Source organism: Pseudomonas sp. PSB18 (assembly GCF_014596565.1).
In the GTDB taxonomy this organism is placed as follows: Bacteria; Pseudomonadota; Gammaproteobacteria; order Pseudomonadales; family Pseudomonadaceae; genus Aquipseudomonas.
Genome location: NZ_NOIN01000015.1, coordinates 13,674 through 29,442 on the forward strand (window position 1 = coordinate 13,674; position 15,769 = coordinate 29,442).

At 60.1% G+C, this 15,769-nt stretch carries 12 protein-coding genes, 1 tRNA gene and 2 pseudogenes; 7 read left to right on the forward strand and 8 right to left on the reverse strand.

Annotation, left to right across the window (positions count from 1 at the left end):
* Positions 1–89: 89 nt before the first annotated feature.
* Positions 90–1,508, reverse strand: a complete 1,419-nt coding sequence (locus CGA22_RS24910; RefSeq protein ID WP_041024921.1) for a short-chain fatty acid transporter — start codon at positions 1,506–1,508, stop codon at positions 90–92.
* Positions 1,509–1,818: 310 nt separating this feature from the next.
* Between CGA22_RS24910 and CGA22_RS27590 the strand changes: the two are divergent.
* The 4 genes and pseudogenes from CGA22_RS27590 to CGA22_RS24925 form a co-directional block, all read left to right on the forward strand.
* Positions 1,819–2,505, forward strand: a pseudogene (locus CGA22_RS27590) (PAS domain-containing protein); the annotation flags it as partial.
* A gap of 108 nt (positions 2,506–2,613) precedes the next feature.
* Positions 2,614–3,045: pseudogene (locus CGA22_RS27595) on the forward strand (methyl-accepting chemotaxis protein); the annotation flags it as partial.
* Between the two features lie 93 nt (positions 3,046–3,138).
* Entirely contained in the window at positions 3,139–3,696 is a 558-nt protein-coding gene (locus tag CGA22_RS24920; RefSeq protein WP_041024919.1) for a DUF2975 domain-containing protein, read from the forward strand.
* A 7-nt stretch (positions 3,697–3,703) separates the two neighbouring features.
* Positions 3,704–3,922, forward strand: a complete 219-nt coding sequence (locus CGA22_RS24925; RefSeq protein ID WP_041024918.1) for a helix-turn-helix domain-containing protein — start codon at positions 3,704–3,706, stop codon at positions 3,920–3,922.
* Between the two features lie 17 nt (positions 3,923–3,939).
* On the opposite strand, the gene ggt is transcribed toward CGA22_RS24925, so the two are convergent.
* Positions 3,940–5,781, reverse strand: coding sequence for a gamma-glutamyltransferase (ggt, locus tag CGA22_RS24930; RefSeq protein ID WP_041024917.1), 1,842 nt, complete (start codon positions 5,779–5,781; stop codon positions 3,940–3,942).
* A 136-nt stretch (positions 5,782–5,917) separates the two neighbouring features.
* Between ggt and CGA22_RS24935 the strand changes: the two genes are divergently transcribed.
* Positions 5,918–6,529, forward strand: a complete 612-nt coding sequence (locus tag CGA22_RS24935; RefSeq protein WP_041024916.1) for a glutathione S-transferase — start codon at positions 5,918–5,920, stop codon at positions 6,527–6,529.
* A gap of 58 nt (positions 6,530–6,587) precedes the next feature.
* On the opposite strand, the gene CGA22_RS24940 is transcribed toward CGA22_RS24935, so the two are convergent.
* The 3 genes from CGA22_RS24940 to CGA22_RS24950 form a co-directional block, all read right to left on the reverse strand.
* Positions 6,588–7,589 (reverse strand): NADP-dependent oxidoreductase, encoded by a 1,002-nt coding sequence (locus tag CGA22_RS24940; protein ID WP_041024915.1) that lies wholly within the window; start codon positions 7,587–7,589, stop codon positions 6,588–6,590.
* A 108-nt stretch (positions 7,590–7,697) separates the two neighbouring features.
* Positions 7,698–8,486, reverse strand: a complete 789-nt coding sequence (locus tag CGA22_RS24945; RefSeq protein WP_041024914.1) for an SDR family NAD(P)-dependent oxidoreductase — start codon at positions 8,484–8,486, stop codon at positions 7,698–7,700.
* Between the two features lie 47 nt (positions 8,487–8,533).
* Positions 8,534–9,616, reverse strand: a complete 1,083-nt coding sequence (locus CGA22_RS24950; RefSeq protein WP_041024913.1) for an alkene reductase — start codon at positions 9,614–9,616, stop codon at positions 8,534–8,536.
* A 125-nt stretch (positions 9,617–9,741) separates the two neighbouring features.
* On the opposite strand from CGA22_RS24950, the gene CGA22_RS24955 reads away from it, so the two are divergent.
* Positions 9,742–10,344, forward strand: coding sequence for a TetR/AcrR family transcriptional regulator (locus CGA22_RS24955; RefSeq protein WP_041024912.1), 603 nt, complete (start codon positions 9,742–9,744; stop codon positions 10,342–10,344).
* 203 nt (positions 10,345–10,547) lie between these two features.
* Here the strand turns inward: CGA22_RS24955 and CGA22_RS24960 are convergent.
* Together CGA22_RS24960 and CGA22_RS24965 are read right to left on the reverse strand one after the other, a co-directional pair.
* Positions 10,548–10,624: transfer RNA gene (locus tag CGA22_RS24960), tRNA-Met, on the reverse strand.
* Positions 10,625–10,727: 103 nt separating this feature from the next.
* Entirely contained in the window at positions 10,728–12,785 is a 2,058-nt protein-coding gene (locus tag CGA22_RS24965; protein ID WP_041024923.1) for a methyl-accepting chemotaxis protein, read from the reverse strand.
* 563 nt (positions 12,786–13,348) lie between these two features.
* Between CGA22_RS24965 and CGA22_RS24970 the strand changes: the two genes are divergently transcribed.
* On the forward strand, positions 13,349–14,920 hold the full coding sequence (locus tag CGA22_RS24970; protein WP_041024911.1) for a TerC family protein: 1,572 nt from the start codon (positions 13,349–13,351) through the stop codon (positions 14,918–14,920).
* On the opposite strand, the gene CGA22_RS24975 is transcribed toward CGA22_RS24970, so the two are convergent.
* Positions 14,802–15,767, reverse strand: coding sequence for a LysR substrate-binding domain-containing protein (locus CGA22_RS24975; RefSeq protein WP_156996979.1), 966 nt, complete (start codon positions 15,765–15,767; stop codon positions 14,802–14,804). The genes CGA22_RS24970 and CGA22_RS24975 overlap by 119 nt on opposite strands.
* Positions 15,768–15,769 lie beyond the last annotated feature (2 nt).

The window sequence follows — 15,769 nt, forward strand, 5'->3', positions numbered from 1 at the left end:
GAGCCCTTCGAACAGGGCGCCCCCATACTGAAACAGAGCGAGCCGAAGAAAAAGTGGGCCGATGTAAATATCGGCCCTTTTTTATGGCTTTATGGCGTCACTGGTGGCAAATAGGCCAATGTCGTCCCCAACGCCCATAGCAGCACCAGCACCAAGGGTGTGTGCACCAGCAGTTGCACGAAGGAAAAGCCGATCAAGTCCCTGGCTTTCAGCCCCAGCACACCCAGCAGCGGCAGCATGTAGAACGGGTTGATGAGGTTCGGCAACGCTTCGGCGGCGTTGTAGATCTGCACCGCCCAACCCAGATGGTAGTTCAGGTCATTGGCCACCTGCATCACATAGGGGGCTTCAATGATCCACTTGCCTCCACCGGAAGGGATGAAGAAACCCAAGATTGCCGAGTAGACCCCCATCAACAACGCGTAGGTGTCATGGGAAGCGATCTGTACGAAAAAGGTCGAGATATGGTGGGCCAGTGTCTGGGCATCGCTGCCCTTGACCGTGGTCAGCAGTGCGGCTATCGAGCCGTATAGCGGGAACTGGATCAGTACGCCGGTAGTGGTCGGTACTGCGCGGGCCACCGCATCAAGAAAACTGCGCGGACGCCAGTGCAGCAATGCGCCGAGCATCAGGAACAGGAAGTTGTAGGTGTTGAGTCCCGAAATCGCGCTGATCGCCGGTTTGGTCGAAAATTCGTGGAACAGCCAGCCGGCGGCCAGCAGCACCAGCGCGATAGTCAGCAGCGGGCTGTGCTCCAGCCATTCCCCGGGACGGGTGCGGGGTTGCAGGGCCGGCATGCTGAAGCTGGGGTCGATCCCGCACGCGGCGGCGTCACGGGCGCTGTTTGGGCCTGGGGCGGTCGCGTAGGCAACCAGTAGCGAAATGACGATCAGCGCCAGCAACATCACGCCGGACTGCCAGAGGAAAATGGTCTGGGTGAATGGGATGACGCCGGTGATCGACAGGATCGACGGCGGCAGGCTGGCCGGGTTGGCCTGCAATTGCGCGGCCGACGACGATAACCCCAAGGCCCACACCGCGCCGAGGCCCAGGTAAGCGGCTGCGCCAGCGGCGCGATAATCCATTTTCAGATCGGTGCGGCGGGCGAGGGCGCGCACCAGCAGGCCGCCGAAGACCAGCGACAGGCCCCAGTTGAGCAACGAGGCGACCATGGAGATCAACGCGACCCAGGCCACTGCGGAGCGCCCGTTCCTTGGGATACGTGCCAGGCGGTCGATCAACCTGACGGCGGGTGGCGAGCTGGCGACCACGTAGCCGCCGATCACGACGAAGGCCATCTGCATGGTGAACGGTATCAGGCTCCAGAAACCATCGCCGAACGCCATGGCGGCGGCTGTAGGTGTGGCGCCGATAAACTGCGTTGCCAGCGCGACCACCAGCACCGCCAGCGCGGCAAAGACCCAGGAGTCGGGAAACCAGCGTTCGGCAAAACTGGAGCAACGCAAGGCGAAGCGGGCGGAGCGGCTGTCTTGGATGTCGGTGGTCACGGCGATTACCTCGATTCTTATATTGGTTTTATGGATACGGGTATCTGGAGCGGCGAGGCCCCGACAACGGTAGAACAAACCACTGACCATGAAAGATGGGCCAGGGTTCGCGAGCGTCCCGCAAAGCGCCAGGCTGACCAATGACACTCTTCAGAAAAAAGTCGCCGCGCCGATGGCATGAGAACAGCTTGTCAATTCTCCTGCCAGTCGGAGCATGCCTATGTTCAACCAACGCTTGAAGCAGGAGCTGACGGCTCTGCGCCAAGAACTCTCCAGCCTCATGCAAGTAAAGGAAAGCCTGGACCGCGAAATGCTGGCGCTCACCCTTGATGCCGGGGGGCGGGTGCAGACGGTCAATCAGAAATTTCTAGATGAAATGCATTACAAGAGCCAGGACCTCATCGGCCGGGCAGTGGAAGATCTGGTGCCGGCCTATTTGAAATCCAATGAATTCCAGCTTCGCTTCAAGTCGGCGTTGACCCGTGGCGAGCATTTTTCTGGCGCCGTGCGCCTGCTGCGGGGCAACGGCAAGGAGGCCTGGCTGCGCTCGATCCTTCAGCCTGTAAAAGGAGTTGATGGGCGAGTCCGTTATTTCTCGATGTACTCCAATGACCTGACCCGCACCATCGAAGGTTCTCGCGAGCATGAAAACCTCATCGGTGCATTGGTGCGTTCAACGGCGGTGATCGAGTTTGACCTGGACGGTCACGTCCTGACAGCCAATGACCGCTTTCTCAACGCCATGGGTTATAGCTTGGCGCAGGTCAAGGGCAAGCATCACCGCACCTTTTGCGAGCCGGAGGAATACAACAGTCCCGCCTACCAGCAGTTCTGGAAACGCCTGAACAGCGGTGAGTTTGTCGCAGGCCGGTTCAAGCGCCTCGACAGCAGTGGCCGTGAAATATGGCTGGAGGCTTCCTATAACCCGGTGGTCGACGCCAACGATCGACTGTACAAAGTGGTCAAGTTCGCCACGAACATCACCGATCAGGTCAACCAGGAAAAGGCTGTCGCCCAGGCCGCCAACATCGCCTACAGCACGTCCCTGCAAACCGACAGTAGCGCCCAGCGCGGCACCACTGTGGTGACCCAGGCCGTGGACGTGATGCGCGACCTGGCCCGACACATGCAGACCGCCGGCGAAGGCATCGAGGCGCTGAACGAGCAATCCCTGGTGATCGGTACCATCGTCAAGACCATCAGCGGCATCGCCGAACAGACCAACCTGCTGGCACTCAACGCGGCCATCGAAGCCGCCCGTGCCGGTGAACAGGGCCGAGGTTTTGCGGTAGTGGCCGATGAGGTACGGCAACTGGCGTCGCGTACCAGCCAGGCCACCGACGAAATCGTTGGCGTGGTTCGCCAGAACCAGGACATGGCACGCAATGCCGTGTCGTTGATGACGGACGGCAAGCACCAGGCGGAGCAGGGCCTGGCCCTGGCTGCCGAGGCGGGTACGGTGATCGTCGAGATCCAGGATGGGGCGAAGAAGGTGGTCGATGCCGTGAGCCAGTTCGCCAATCAACTGTCGAACTGAGGCGATGTTTTATTGTTTTTTACATATTAATTGTTGTTTTACGATAATTTCGTGACTATGTTTGGCGCTCCCCTATTCTGTTGGAGCCCTGACATGTGTTCGAATCGTCTCGCCCTGTACAGCCAGCGCATGGCTGCCATCACGCTTGTTTTCATTGTCGCGATGATGGCACTTAACGCTGCTGCCTGGCTGTTTCCTGATGTTGCGTCAAAGTACGGGCTGGGCTTTTCCCTGACCGAGCGGCAATTGTCCAGTTTGCCCGGGGGAGAGGCGATGGGGTTGATGGGCTGGCAACGTCTGGGCGGCATTCTTCTGTCCAGCGTGCCTCTGCTGGCGCTCGCGGTCGGGCTGGTCAACCTGCGGCAGCTCTTCAGGCGCTATGCCCAAGGGCAGTATTTTTCCAGTGAGGCCGCTGTTTATCTTGGAAACGCAGGTCGCGCGGTCGCGCTGTGGGTGTTGCTGGATTTCCTGTGCGAACCGTTTCTCAGCCTGCTGGTCACGATCAATGCGCCGGTGGGTGAGCGATTACTGACCATCAGCATCACCGCTCCGTCCTTCGTCGCCTTGTTCCTTGCCGCCTGTATCGCAATCATTGCCCGGATATTGTCTCAGGCCAGTGAAGTCGACTCAGAAAACAGAACTTTCGTTTGAGAAACTCATGCCTATCGTTATTCAACTGGATGTGATGCTGGCGACGCGCAAGGTCAAATCCAAGGACCTGGCCGCCGCAATCGGCATCACGGAAGCCAACCTCTCCCTGCTGAAACAGGGAAAGGTCAAGGGCATACGCCTGGCAACGCTCGAGGCCATTTGCAGTTACCTGCAATGTCAGCCCGCCGATCTGTTGATTTATCAACCTGAGGGCGAGCAGTCATGAGCGAGCCGGATCTTCGCTCAGTCCCCCAGAGCCTCACCTTCACGCCGAGGATCCGCGCCCCCGGCCAGTGATGCTTTCCCTTGCGCGTCACGCACCCGGACAATCGCCTGGGTGCCGCTGGTCATGTCGATCTCGCTTACTGTGTGGCCTTTATCTTTCAGTGCCTGGATCAACGCGGGACTGAATTGCCCCTGTTCCAGCTCGGTGGCGCCATTGCGGCTGCCGAAATTGGGAAGGTTGATGGCGGTTTGCGGGTCCAGGTTCCAGTCCAGCAACCCGATCACCGATTTGGCCACGTATTCGATGATCTGTGAGCCTCCCGGCGAGCCGACAGCGGCCAGCAGCTCGCCGTTCTGACGGTCGAAAATCAGTGTCGGTGCCATCGATGAACGTGGGCGCTTGCCGGGTTCGACACGGTTGGCGACTTTTTGTCCATTCTCTTCGGGGATGAACGAGAAGTCGGTCATCTGGTTGTTGAGCATGAACCCCTGGACCATCAGATGTGAGCCGAACGCCGATTCCACCGTGGTGGTCATGGACACGGCGCCGCCCTGGTCGTCCACCGCCACCACTTGCGAGGTGGAGATACGCAGCGGCGAACGGTCCGGGGCGTAGGCCACCTGGATGCCCGGTGGCGTACCGGGTTTAGCGACGCCCATGCTGCGCGGACCGATCAGGTTGGCGCGGCTGGCCAGGTAGCCGGGGTCGACCAGGCCCTTGACCGGCACAGGGACGAAGTCCGAATCGGCGACATACTGGGCGCGGTCGGCGTAGGCCAGGCGTTCGGCTTCTGCGATCAGGTGCACGGCTTCGGGTGCTGGTTCGAGGCCGGCGGGTTTGCCGCTCTTGATGGGTTTCAAGGGGGCGAGGGCGGTGTGGCTGTCGCGCTGTTCCAAAGCCTGCAAGGTCCCGAGAATCTGTGCTACGGCGATCCCGCCGGAAGAGGGCGGGGCCATGCCGCAGAGCTGCCAGCGCTTGTAGTCGGTACACAGCGGCGCACGCTCCCGGGCGGCGTAGCCTTTCAGGTCGTTCAGCGAAAGGCTGCCGGGGTTGGCGTGGCCCTGCACCTTGGCGACGATTTCCCGGGCCACCGGTCCTTCGTACAACGCATCGGGACCTTCGTTGGCGATGCGCTTGAGCACACCGGCCAATGCCGGATTTTTCAGCAGCGTACCGACGGCTTTCGGACTGCCATCGGTATTCAGGAAGTACGCGGCCATGTCCGGCGAGCCTGGCAGGGACGGGTCGCCGGCAATGATTGAATGCAGCCGGGGCGAGATCGGAAAACCTTGTTCCGCCAGTTTGATGGCCGGCTCGAACAGCGTCGCCCATTTCAAGCGTCCGTGTTTTCGGTGAGCCAGTTCCAGCGCTCGCAGCACACCCGGAGTGCCGACCGAACGGCCACCGATCTGTGCGGCGGTAAACGGCATGGGTTTGCCATCGGCCTGCAGGAACAGTCGCTCGGTTGCGCCGGCCGGTGCCGTTTCGCGTCCATCGTAAGTACGCACGGCCTTGCCATCCCAGAGCACGATGAATGCTCCGCCGCCGATGCCCGAAGACTGCGGTTCCACGAGGGTCAGCACCGCCTGCATCGCGATCGCTGCGTCGATGGCCGAGCCTCCCCGTCGCAACATCTCCCGCCCTGCCTCGGCCGCCAGAGGGTTGGCTGCGGCGGCCATGTGCTTGTCGGCATGGCGGGTCTGCAGATCGGCGCGGTAACCGGAGGTGATTTCTGGGGCGGCGGGTAATGCGGGGGTGGTGGAGGAGGGTGGAGCCTTACAGGCAACGAGGGTGAGGGCGATAGCCAGCAATGAAGAGGCTGACAGGCGATGAAGGTTCGGTTTGAGGTCTGTAAGCACGTGTTGCTCCATCCGTGGCATGGGATATAGAGTCGGACTGTAGCGATGCGAGACGCAGGGTGCAAACCGACAGGAGCCCGCTTCTCAGCAGTACCACCAGGAAACAGGATTGACCCGCATACGGAGGAATGACCTGATGAAACTGATTGGCATGCTGGATTCTCCCTATGTTCGCCGCGTGGCCATCTCGCTTGATCTGATGGGCGTCTCGTTCGAGCATGTGGCACTGTCGGTATTCGGTTCGTTCGAAGCGTTCCGCGCGATCAACCCGGTGGTAAAGGCCCCCAGCCTGGTGCTGGATGACGGAAATGTGTTGATGGATTCGACGCTGATCATCGACTACTTCGAGGCGCAGAGCCCCGCTGACAAGAAGTTGATGCCGCAACAGGCCGTGCCCCTGGTCGCTTCGCTGCAGGTGTTGGGATCGGCGCTGGCTGCTTGCGAAAAGGCCGTGCAGATTGTCTATGAACGCCAGTTACGCCCTGAGGAAAAGCGTCATCAGCCTTGGCTGGACCGGGTGGTGGGGCAGTTGCTGGCGGCCTGCCGCGAATGGGAAGCCCAGCTGGCGCGCGTGCCGCCGGCTGCCGAGGACAGGCCGGATCAGGCCGCCATCACCAGTGCCGTCGCCTGGTCTTTCATTCAACTGATGGTGGCCGATGTCGCCAGAGCAGATGATTTTCCCGTGTTGCATGCTCATGCGGCACGCTTGGAAGAGACCGAATGGTTCAGGCGCTATCCCCAGGTTTGAAAAGGGCAGTCATGCACTTGCCACATCCAGGCCACAGAAGTGTCCCCGCGCTGGCCTGCTATTTGATCTTAACGACGACCTTACCTTTTGCCCGACCTTGACCCAGATAATCGAGTGCTTCCTTCGCATGCTCGAAAGCAAAGACCCGATCCATGACAGGCTTGATGCGCTCGGATTTGATGAGCATGCCAATTTCATTGAGCTGAGCGCCGTCCGGGCGAACGAACAGGAACGAATAGGTCACGTTGTTCTTTTTCGCCAGACCGATGATCTTGCGGCTCATCAGGCCGAAGATGAACGAGAAGAGAACGTTCATCCGGCGGGCCTTGGCAAAGGCTTTGTCCAGGGGACCGATCAGTGAAACCATTTTGCCGCCCGGCTTGAGAATGCCAACGGACTTTTCAAGTGTGTCTCCTCGGGTTGTACCGAGTATCACATCGTAGCCACTGAGCACGTGCTCAAATGCCTGTTTCTTGTAATCGACCACTTCGTCTGCGCCCAGGCTACGTACCAGCTCGATGTTTGTGGTACTGGTCGTGGTCGCGACCTTGGCCCCCAGATGTTTTGCCAGTTGGATCGCGAAGGTACCAATACCTCCTGATCCTGCCGGGACGAATAGTTTCTGGCCTGCCTTGAGATGGGCGCGCTCTTTCAACGCTTGCCAGGAGGTCAGCCCCACCATTGGCAGGGATGCGGCTTGCACGAAATCCAGGTTCTCAGGTTTCAACGCGGCAACCGCCTCGGGTACTACTGCAAACTCGGCGATCGAGCCGGTGCCAAGGTCAAAGAGGCTGGCAAATATCGCATCACCTGGCTTGAAGCGAGTGACCGCGCTGCCAACTTCCATGACCACGCCCGCGAGATCGCTGCCTATGACGGCCGGCAACTTGAACTTCAGGACAGGTTTGAACATACCCGTTGGGATCATGTTGTCGATCGGGTTCAGCCCGGCGGCGTAGACCTCGACCAGCATCTCGTTGGACGCGATTGTCGGGCGGGCAACTTGCTCGAACCCGATGTGCGGCGACTTGCCATAGCGTTTGAATGTGAGGGCTTTCATTGTGCTCTGATTCCGATGTGGATATGCCGCTGCCACTTCGCTCCCCGGCGACATGGTCACAGGGAAGCTTTGCGTTCAATTGCGTTGACTGAGCGAGAGCAATGACACTCAGGCTTTCGGTTGATAGCGCTCAGCGGCGTGGGCTTGGCGAATCTCTGACAGTAAACCCTGCCGCGCTTGATCCAGGGCCGTCCAGCGTGCCTCGGTGTGTAACGGCGGGATGGTGACCAGCTCGCGGCGATCAAAGCCGATCAGCGCGGCATCGACCAACTCTTCGACATCCATCACTTCGCTCAGCGAGTTGACGTCAATCCCTGCGCGTTCCCAGATTTCGGTACGGGTGGCGGCTGGCAAGACTGCTTGGACATAGACACCTTTGGACGACAACTCCAGGTGCAGCCCTTGGGACAGGAACAGTACGAACGCCTTCGAAGCGCCATACACCGACATGCCGAATTCAGGCGCCAAACCCACCACCGATCCCAGATTGACGATGGAACCCGCACCGGACTGTGCAAAGCGCGGAGCTACCGCAGCGGCGAGCCGCGTCACGGCAACGACGTTGAGCGAGACAAGCCGATCGATCGCCTCGGCGTTCTGTTGAACGAAAGCACCGGATTGAGCCAACCCTGCGTTGTTGATCAATACGCCAATGCGCGAGTCCTCACGCAGGCGGGTTTCGACTGCACTGAGGTCGGCAGGGTGGGTCAAGTCAGCTTGCACAACATCAACGGCAACGCCGTGTTCTGCATGAAGGCGGGCGGCCAGCGCATCCAGGCGTTCCTTGTCTCGGGCGACAAGGACAAGATCATGGCCGCGTTCGGCAAAGCGTTTGGCATAGGTGGCGCCGATGCCGGTAGAGGCACCCGTGATAAGAACAGTCGCAAGCGTTGTCATGTTGGAATTCCTGGGGCGTGTTGTACAAGAAGATGAGTGGGGAAGCCTCAACCAGCGATGGTCGGATAGTCGGTATAACCTTTGGCGCCGCCACCGTAGAGCGTGGCGCCGTCGAGCGGTGTCAATGGCGCAGCGGTTTTCAAGCGTTCAACCAGGTCCGGGTTGCTGATGAACGGACGGCCGAAGGCAATCAGATCTGCCTTGTCCTCGTTGAGGGCAGCGGTAGCCAATTGCAGGTCGTAGCCGTTATTGGCCAGGTAGGTCTGCTTGAATCGCTGGCGTAATGCGGCGTAGTTGAACGGTGCTACATCGCGGGGGCCGCCAGTGGCACCTTCCACTACGTGCAGCAAGACAATCCCCAGCGCATTGAGCTGCTCGACGATGTATTCGTACTGGGGTTGAGGAGCGCTGCTGGAGACGCCATTGGCCGGAGAGACCGGCGAAATCCGCACGCCGGTGCGCTCGGCACCGATTTCATCGACCACTGCCGCGACGACTTCGATCAGCAGGCGGGCGCGATTCTCTATCGAGCCGCCGTAGGCATCCGTGCGCTGGTTGGCGTTGTCTTTGATGAACTGATCAAGCAGGTAACCGTTGGCCCCGTGGATCTCGACGCCGTCGAAGCCTGCGGCAATGGCGTTCGCCGCCGCTTGGCGAAAGTCATTGACGATGCCTGGCAGCTCGCTCGATTGCAGGGCTCGAGGTTCCGAGACGTCGGCGAAATGGTTGTTGACGAAAGTCTTCGTCTGCGCCCGGATCGCAGACGGCGCCACAGGTGCTGCGCCATCCGGTTGCAGATCGACGTGGGAAACACGGCCAACGTGCCAAAGCTGCACAAAGATTCGCCCACCCGCTGCATGTACGGCGTCCGTCACCGTCCGCCAGCCGGCGATTTGCTCGGGCGTGTACAGCCCCGGGGTGTCTTGATATCCCTGTGCCTGCGCCGATATCTGGGTGGCTTCAGTGATGATCAGACCGGCCGAGGCGCGTTGGGCGTAATAGGTTGCGCTCAATTCGCTCGGGACTAGGCCAGCGCCTGCGCGGTTACGGGTCAGCGGCGCCATCACGATGCGATTGGAGAGCGTCACGTCACCCAGCAAATAGGGTTCGAACAGCGATTTCTCAGACATGATTTCCAGCTTCTGGTGGGGGGAATGGCCTCAATGATTGCGAGTGAACTCTAAAATGTCAACATTTTGATGTTGGATGACATCAATGTATACTGCCGGCGAGTTGGACAACGCTTGGATGGACGATGAAAGTCACGAAGAAACAGGCACAGGCGAATCGCGCACATATTGTTGAAACCGCGTCCGCGCTCTTTCGGGAGCGCGGCTATGACGGCGTTGGCATCGCGGATCTCATGGCTGCTGCCGGATTTACCCAGGGAGGCTTTTATAAGCACTTCCGCTCCAAGGCCGATCTGATGGCGGAGTCGTCGGCTTGCAGTATCGCGCAGTCCGCGGAGCTCACTGCCGGCGCCTCGATACAAGAGTTCGTGCGTGCCTATCTTTCGCGCGAACATCGCGATAACCGGGCCACCGGCTGCACATTCGCGGCGTTGTGCGCGGATGCCGCTCGTAAAGAGGATGAGGTCCGCGCTACCTTTGCGGCAGGTATCGAGACCCAACTGGGTGTGTTGCTTGGAGGAGGGGACTTGAGCCCTGAAGCCGCTGAGAAGGCTCGTGCAACGCATCTGGCGATAATGGCCCAGGCACTCGGCGCCATTGTGATGTCCCGCGCCTGTCCCGACGACTCTTCATTGGCTGATGAAATTCTTGAGGCCTGTCACGTCGCGATCATCAAATCTTTGACGTCGTCGGAGGCCGTGCCGGACGAACTGCAACTGAATAACTGAGGTGAGTCGAGCCAGCTCAGCCACTTCGGGGATGTGCTTTGGGGCCACCAGAAAGGCATTTCGATCCGGTGTTGAGGCCAGCACTGGATTTGGTTTATTTGCGCAAAACACGATGGTTCAGGCAATCGTGGCGATACCTGCCGTGTAGCTTTTTTCAGCGCATAAAAAAACGGCTTATCTTTCGATAAGCCGTTTTTAGTACTTGGTGGCTACACAGGGACTTGAACCCCGGACCCCAGCATTATGAATGCTATGCTCTAACCAACTGAGCTATGTAGCCAAGTGGCGCGCATTATTCGCCGGTAACGAGGATGTGTCAAGCGTAAATCTGAAATATTTCTCTGCGCTTTCAACCGCTTATCCATCCTCGCCGCAAATGCCCCTCAACCGAGTTGAAATCTCCCGGTATTCGCACTCAGCGCCTGGCTTCCCTGGCTCAGGGTATCCGCCGCCAGGTTCACTGCCCGCGCACCGTCCAGCAAGCGCATGGCGGCTTGATCGACCTGCTGGATATTGCCGCTGACCTCGTCGGCCGTGCTGGCCTGTTCGTCCACCGCGGTGGCGATCTGCGCCAGGGTATCGGTAACGCTTTGCACGGCGCTGGCGATTTCTCCCAGGCGCTCGCCCAGGCTGGTGACGGCCTGCGCGTCGGTCTGTGCCTGTTCGCAGGCGGCTTCCATCAGGCTGACCGCTTCATTGACCGTCGCGCGCAGACTGTCGACCGTGCCTGCAATCTGCTGCGTGGAGGACTGGGTACGCTGCGACAGGCTGCGGACCTCATCGGCCACCACCGCGAAACCGCGCCCCTGTTCCCCGGCACGCGCCGCTTCGATGGCGGCGTTGAGGGCCAGCAGGTTGGTCTGCTCGGCCACGCCACGGATGGTGTCGACCACCAGCTGGATCTGTTGCCCCTGTTCGCTCACCCGGCCCAGGGCGGCAGCGGTGTCGTTGAGGCGCTGGTTGAGCTGCTGGATACTCGCGGTTGTGCGTTGGCTGTCGCGGCTGCTGTCGGCGGCGATGCGTCGGGTCTGCTGGGCGCTGTCGGACGCCTGCTCACAGCTTTTTGCCACGCCTTGGGAGGTCGCGGCCAGTTGCGTTGCCGCGGCGGCGATCTGGCTGATCTGCATCTGTTGGGCTTCGACCTCTCCCAGGGCGCCGCTGGAGTGGGTGTTGAGGGTGCGCACGGCATTGCTTACCTGCGACGTCTCGTGGTCGACCCCCAGCAGGCTGTTGCGCAGTTGCACCACGGCGACGTTGAGGGCGGTGCTGATCGCCGCCAGTTCATCGCGTCCTTGTACCGGCACTTGCAAGCTGAGGTTACCGTCACGCAGGGCTTCGGCCAGCAAGGTGATACCGCTGGCGCTGCGGCGAATGGACGCCTGCAGGCAGACAAATAAGTAGAGTGCCGCCAACAGTAGGCAGCCCAGCACCGTCGCCACCAGTGTGAACTGGCGGATCGCCGTGCCGTGGTAATGATTCAGCCGCGTATCCAGGGCTACGAGAGATTGCTGGCGCAGGGCGGCCAGATCGGACAGCAGGGTATCCAGGTGTTTCTCGAAGTCTTCCGGCTTGAGGCTGATGGAGCCGCCGAACACGCCGTCATCCAGCACTTTCAGTTCGGTATCCAGATGCTTGAGGCTGCCTTGATATTGACTGGCCCAGGTTTGCAGGTCGTTGGGCAGGCGTGCTTCCAGGAGCCCTCCGGTCTTGAGCAATTGATCCCGGGCGTCGCCGATGCGGCTGCGCAGGTCCCGCAGTTGCAGGCGGCTCTGCAGGGTGAACTGGCCCGACACCACCGAAGCCTGTCCGACGCTGGCCAGGCGCCCGACCCGTTCGATCAGTTCGGGGGTCTGTTGGGTCGAGATCTGGGTCAGCAGATAGGTTTCCAGCCAGGAGGCGAGGGTCAGGCGATTGTCCATCACGATCTGCTCGCGCAGGGCTTGCAGCGCACTGAGGGCGGCGGTGAAGCGGTCATAGCCATCCGGCCACCAACCCACGGCGCCCAGGCTTTTCGAGTCCAGGCCCTTGAGGCTGGTCTGCAAGGCCTGGTAGCGGGCGAGAATATCGGCTTCGGCGCCCTCGGCCTGTAAGGTGGCGTTCAGGTCATCGGCGGCCTGGTTGAGGGCAGGTTGCACGGCATCGAAAGCGGCCATCGCGGCAAGCGTGGCAGGCGTGGGTTGCCGATTGGTTTCCGTGGCGCGCCAACGGGCGGCGCGATTTCGCTGGGCGGTGAGCAGGTTGTCCAGGTTGTCCAGGGCCAGCAGTTGACGGACCCCGGCGCGCTCCCCGGAAATCAGGCTGAGCTGATCGCGATAGTCTTGGCCGATGATCCACAGGCTGCCCATGAGTGGCAGGATGAAGAGCAGGAACAACAGCTGGAATTTACCGGCGAAGCCGAAACGTCCCAATAATCCGATGCCCGGTGATAGAAAAGCCTGCATGCCCATACTCCCCTGAACACCCTCGCACTCTTTTTGTGCGTTTCTACACAATGCCGAAACAGGTGTTCTTTTAAAAGGCCTCGAAAGTTCGCTCTGGTTCGCTCTGTACGCGGGCTCCGTAGCGAAACTTCCCATTCTCGGTCCCCTTTGTAAGAGGCCGCGTTATAACGATTAATAAGGCAAGATTCAGACCATGGCGTTGGGCTATCACCTTGTAAGCGGACAATTTTTCAACGCGGATAGCAACAAGCCAAGGGGATCGTTGTTGCACCAAAAAATGGCACGTTGCTGGGGCTACCCTTGGGGCGATGTTTGTATTGCCGACAATGTGTGTACCTAAGGCCCGTCTGAGCCCTCTCAGTTACCGGGCTTAGCTGCGCGGGCGCGCTTGTCAGATCCTGTAATGATTCGTTTCGTATGAAGCATCCTGAATTTCTGTAGGATTTTTATCCCAAATTACTTTCAGGTCGATATGAACACCCCCATGGAGCCCCCCAGTCGCTTTTCTCCTCCCATTCGTCGCATCCATCTGACGATCTCTTTCCGAGGGGGCGAATAACGCCATGGAATGGATCGTTGACCCCACGGCCTGGCTTGGCCTGCTGACGCTGATCGTGCTGGAGCTGGTGCTCGGCATCGACAACCTTGTCTTCATCGCCATCCTGGCCGACAAACTTCCTCCAGAGCAGCGGGATCGCGCCCGCATCATCGGCCTGTCCCTGGCGCTGGTGATGCGTCTTGGCTTGCTGGCCAGCATCTCGTGGATGGTGACCCTGACCGAACCGTTGTTCGAGGTCTTCGACAAGACGTTCTCGGGTCGAGACTTGATCATGTTGTTCGGCGGTGTATTCCTGCTATTCAAGGCAACCATGGAGTTGCATGAGCGACTCGAAGGCCATGTGGCCCAGCGCTCGGGTCACGCGGCCTATGCGATGTTCTGGCCAATCGTTGCGCAGATCGTGGTGCTGGATGCGGTGTTTTCGCTGGATGCCGTGATCACCGCCGTGGGCATGGTGGAGCACTTGTCGGTCATGATGATCGCGGTGATTTTCTCCATAGGCCTGATGATCGTCGCGAGCAAGCCGCTGACGAACTTCGTCAATGGGCACCCTACTGTCATCATGCTTTGCCTGGGCTTCCTGATGATGATCGGTTTCAGCCTCACCGCGGAGGGCCTGGGTTTCCACATTCCGAAAGGGTATCTCTACGCCGCGATAGGCTTCTCGATCCTGATCGAACTGTTCAACCAGTTGGCTCGTTCACGCCGCAAGAAGAGCCTGCAGGGGCGTCGCCCCATGCGCCAACGCACCGCCCATGCGGTGATGCGTTTGTTGGGTGGCCACCCGTTGGACGCCGACGAGGTAGGTGAAGAGATTGCCGACATGCTCTCAAGCGATGAGGCCGAACCGGCGTTCGACCGACGTGAACGCGTCATGATCAACGGCGTGCTTCAGTTGGCGGAGCGCCCGATACGCGGCGTCATGACTCCCCGCGCGGAAATTGATCACTTGGATCTGGCCGACGCCCCAGACGTGATCCGCACGCGGTTGATGCACTCGTCGTATTCCAGGCTGCCGTTGATTCGCAACGGCCAGGTCGATGAGCCGTTGGGCTTCGTCCACAAGAAGGAACTGCTCAAGGAGCTGTTGGCCGGGCACGAGCCCGATCTGGAGGCCATGGCCCGCAAGGCAATCAACTTGCTGGACAGTTTCACGATCCTCAACGCGCTGGAGCAGATGCGTAAGGAATCGACGCACATCGCTTTTGTGGTGAACGAGTTCGGTGATTTCGTGGGATTGCTGACCATGACCGACATCCTCGAATCCATCGCCGGTGAGCTGCCCGATGCCAGTGAAATCGAAGGCCCGAATATCGTGCCCCAGGAGGGCGGTTTCCTCATCAACGGCGCGCTGAACCTCAGCCAGATCCGCGAGCAGACGGGCTTCCAGGCACAAGCCACCGAGGACTATCAGACACTCGCAGGATTGGTCATGAGTTTGCTGGATCGCTTGCCGGTCATTGGCGATGAACTCCGTTGGCAGGCATGGCGCATGACGGTTGTAGAGGTCCAGGAGCGTCGGGTAACGAGGGTGTTGTTGCGTCCCGATGGATATGAGACAGCATCCAGTCGATAAACACCTGGGTTTCAGCCGCTGCGCCTTGGGAGACGCCGTAGTAATAACGGGTCAACGGCAGGCGCAAGGAGGGAAGCGGGCAGGTCAGTCGCCCTGTGGATAAGTCACTGCCCAGTAATGAGGCCGGGCACAAGGCTACCCCCAGGCCATCGACGGCGGCTTGTAACACCAGATGCATATGGTCGAATTGCAGGGTCGGTTGAGTGCGCGGTAGAGCGATGCCCGCCCGCTTGACCCAATCCGGCCAGTCGCTGCGGCGGGTTTTGCCGGCCAGTAGCGAGTGTTGGGCTAGGTCGCCGGGGTTGTCCAACGGCTGGTTTTTCAGCAGCGACGGGGCGGCGACCAGTACCAGGTCATCTTCCAGTAATGCATGGGGTTGAACATTGGCGGACCATCCGGACTGTCCACGGCGAACCACCACGTCAAACGCCTCGCGCGATTGATTCGGCGGCAGGGTGCTGGTAACCACTTCAGGGTAGATATCCGGATACAGCGCCATGAAGTTGGGCAATCGCGGGATCAGCCAACGTACCGCGAAGGATGGCCGCACATTGATCGTCACCTTGCGCCGCGAAGCGCTCCGGGTCAGGCCGGTCGCGGCATGGGCAATCTGCGCAAGGGCCATGCTGACCTGCTCGTAAAACGTCTGGCCGGCCGGCGTGAGTACGGATTGGCGGGTGCGACGTTCGAAAAGCAGCACCCCCAGGTGTTCTTCGAGCAGCTTGATATGACGGCTGACAGCGCTGTGGCTGACATGCAGTTCTTCGGCCGCACGGCTGAAACTCTGGTGGCGAGCGGCAGCGGCGAAGGCACGCACGGCGTTCAAGGGTGGGAGGTCGGCAATCATGT

Coding starts and splice junctions, on each gene's coding strand:
- CGA22_RS24945 (WP_041024914.1), bottom strand. CDS start 8,486: ATGACAACGCTTGCGACTGTTCTTATCACGGGTGCCTCTACCGGCATC.
- CGA22_RS24940 (WP_041024915.1), bottom strand. CDS start 7,589: ATGAAAGCCCTCACATTCAAACGCTATGGCAAGTCGCCGCACATCGGG.
- CGA22_RS24920 (WP_041024919.1), top strand. CDS start 3,139: ATGTGTTCGAATCGTCTCGCCCTGTACAGCCAGCGCATGGCTGCCATC.
- CGA22_RS24965 (WP_041024923.1), bottom strand. CDS start 12,785: ATGCAGGCTTTTCTATCACCGGGCATCGGATTATTGGGACGTTTCGGC.
- CGA22_RS24950 (WP_041024913.1), bottom strand. CDS start 9,616: ATGTCTGAGAAATCGCTGTTCGAACCCTATTTGCTGGGTGACGTGACG.
- CGA22_RS24970 (WP_041024911.1), top strand. CDS start 13,349: ATGGAATGGATCGTTGACCCCACGGCCTGGCTTGGCCTGCTGACGCTG.
- CGA22_RS24925 (WP_041024918.1), top strand. CDS start 3,704: ATGCCTATCGTTATTCAACTGGATGTGATGCTGGCGACGCGCAAGGTC.
- CGA22_RS24935 (WP_041024916.1), top strand. CDS start 5,918: ATGAAACTGATTGGCATGCTGGATTCTCCCTATGTTCGCCGCGTGGCC.
- CGA22_RS24975 (WP_156996979.1), bottom strand. CDS start 15,767: ATGATTGCCGACCTCCCACCCTTGAACGCCGTGCGTGCCTTCGCCGCT.
- CGA22_RS24955 (WP_041024912.1), top strand. CDS start 9,742: ATGAAAGTCACGAAGAAACAGGCACAGGCGAATCGCGCACATATTGTT.